General features: G+C 44.8%; 3 protein-coding genes and 1 riboswitch. All 3 genes read left to right on the forward strand.

Annotation, left to right across the window (positions count from 1 at the left end; genetic code table 11):
• Positions 1–128 precede the first annotated feature (128 nt).
• A riboswitch (cobalamin riboswitch) is annotated at positions 129–322 on the forward strand.
• Between the two features lie 197 nt (positions 323–519).
• Positions 520–1,458 (forward strand): nickel ABC transporter permease, encoded by a 939-nt coding sequence (nikB, locus tag ACTNES_RS20380; RefSeq protein ID WP_207664391.1) that lies wholly within the window; start codon positions 520–522, stop codon positions 1,456–1,458.
• A 9-nt stretch (positions 1,459–1,467) separates the two neighbouring features.
• Complete coding sequence (locus ACTNES_RS20385) at positions 1,468–2,154, forward strand: ATP-binding cassette domain-containing protein (RefSeq protein ID WP_331674127.1); 687 nt, start codon at positions 1,468–1,470, stop codon at positions 2,152–2,154.
• On the forward strand, positions 2,147–2,615 hold a 469-nt coding region (locus ACTNES_RS20390; protein ID WP_441040523.1), incomplete at its 3' end, for an ATP-binding cassette domain-containing protein. The genes ACTNES_RS20385 and ACTNES_RS20390, both read left to right, overlap by 8 nt.

Below are 2,615 nucleotides of genomic sequence, written 5' to 3' on the forward strand. Positions count from 1 at the left end.
TTTTATACCCTTTTAACAGGTTAATTGAGTGATGTTATGGCTGCATGGATCACTTTTTAGATTCATGGCACAGTTATCTGTTCAGATACTGTTCCGTGAATAATTCAGGTTAAATAACATTTATTGGTTTTGAACCAGTCGTTGTAAGTTCCGTAAGGATTAATAGAGAAACCGGTGTGAATCCGGTACGATCCCGTCACTGTAATAGGGAGCTTCGGAATGATAGATGTCACTGGACCATGTGAATTTAAAGTTGGTCTGGGAAGGCGATTTCGAAGTGATGAACTTAAGTCAGGAGAACTGCTTACAATAGGGATAGGAATGATTCTTACGGTAGATAGGAAGCATAATTTTTTCATGTCATTTTGTGCCCGTATGTATGGTATTTCATATTACGGGCTATTTTTTTGCGTAAAATTAAGCCCCCTGGGGGGATTTTTCCGCGTTGCTGAACAAAAGTTGATCAGTAACAATTCTGAAATTGGTTTGATTCACGAAAGATGTAGGAAGGAGATTATTTTGACGAAAAAACAAATCGGAAAAAGATTTCTGCAGATTCTGATCGTCCTGTTTGGTATCAGTTTTCTGACCTTCGGACTGACTTATCTGTCTCCTGGTGATCCGGCTGAGATCATGCTGACAGAGTGCGGTAATCTTCCCACACCAGAGCTTCTGGAACAGACAAGACATGAGCTGGGACTTGACCAGCCGTTTATTGTTCAGTATGGAAGCTGGCTGAAAGGTGTACTTACCGGAGATATGGGACAGTCTTATTCCTTTAAGATGCCGGTAGTACAGAAACTTGTATCCTGTTTCTGGCCAACCCTGAAGATGTCTCTGCTGGCATTGCTGATGATGATCGTGATTTCCATTCCACTGGGAATCCTGGCAGCAGTGTATCAGAACAAATTCCCGGACTATTTTGTAAGAGGAATTACCTTCGTCGGGGTATCCGTACCAAGCTTCTGGCTGGGTCTGATCTTACTGAGTATCTTCGGTGTACAGCTTCGCTGGGTAAATGTAGCAGGAGGAAGCACTGATTTCAAGGCGATGGTCCTGCCGGCACTTACGTTGGCTCTTGCCATGTCTGCGAAATATACCAGACAGGTAAGAAGTGCGGTTCTGGAGGAGCTTCATCAGGATTATGTAACAGGTGCACGAATGAGAGGAATCAAAGAGAGCGTGATTTTGTGGAGACATGTTCTTCCGAATGTAATGCTTCCGCTGGTAACTCTGCTTGGACTTTCTCTGGGAAGTCTTCTTGGCGGTACTGCGGTCGTTGAGATCATCTACAACTGGCCGGGTATGGGAAATATGGCAGTCAAAGCAATCTCCTGCCGTGACTATCCGCTGGTTCAGGGATATGTATTGTGGATCGCCATTCTTTATATGTGCATTAACCTGCTTGTGGATCTGTCCTATACTTATCTGGATCCAAGACTTAAGGAGGATAGATAATTGAAGTTAGTGAAAGTATTTAAAGAAAATAAGCAGTTTACCCTTTTTTCGATACTGGCGCTGGTGGTAGTCGGTGTAGCTGTGTTTGCCCCGCAGATTGCACCCTACGACCCGCTGGATGCAGTGATGCTGGAATCCCTTCAGGCGCCAAGTTCTGCACATCCCTTTGGAACAGATAAGCTGGGACGTGACCTGTTATCACGAGTTATTTTCGGAACAAGAACTTCTCTGATCATGACCTTATGCCTTCATTCAAAAGTGTCAAAAGAAGAAGCATGGAAAAAGGGTGTCAGCATGATCGAGAAGATGCGTCTTCCGGAAGCAGAGAATATCATGAACAGTTATCCTCATCAGCTTTCCGGTGGTATGCGTCAGCGTGTTGGTATCGCCATGGCGATGACCTTTAACCCGGAACTGCTTCTGGCAGACGAACCGACCAGTGCGCTGGACGTTACCACACAGGCACAGATTGTTCGCCAGATGATGGAACTTTGTGATGATTTCCACACAAGTATCATCATCGTAACCCATAACATTGGTGTAGCTGCTTACATGGCAGATCAGCTGATCGTTATGCAGCACGGCAAAGTCGTGGATCAGGGAACAAGGGATGAGGTTATGAATCATCCGACAAGTGATTATACAAAGAAACTTCTGGCAGCAGTACCGGAAATGGAGGGACGCCGTTTTGTTTAAGGAATCAGATATCGTGCTGAGTGCAAAGCACATCGTAAAACAGTTTCCGGCCTCCCATGGACGGACACTGACAGCTTGCAATGACATTAACCTGAATGTATATAAAGGCAAGACATTGGGTATCGTAGGAGAGAGTGGATGCGGTAAATCCACATTCGTAAGAATGGTCATCTCTCTCGACAAACCTACCAGCGGTGAGATTCTGTATCATGGCAAAAACCTTGCTGATCTTTCCAAGAAAGAGACATGGTTAAACCGCCAGAACATGCAGATGGTTTTCCAGGATCCGCTGGCATCATTTAATCCGAAGATGAAGATCGTGGACATTCTTACTGAGCCGCTGATCAACTTCGGAAAATTAAAGAAAAGCGAGAAAGAAGCCAAAGCAAGAGAACTGCTGGAAATGGTAGAACTTCCGGGCGATTTCGTAGATCGTTATCCTCACAACATGAGTGGTGGAC

Source organism: Blautia sp. HCP3S3_D9 (assembly GCF_052063845.1).
In the GTDB taxonomy this organism is placed as follows: Bacteria; Bacillota; Clostridia; order Lachnospirales; family Lachnospiraceae; genus Blautia_A.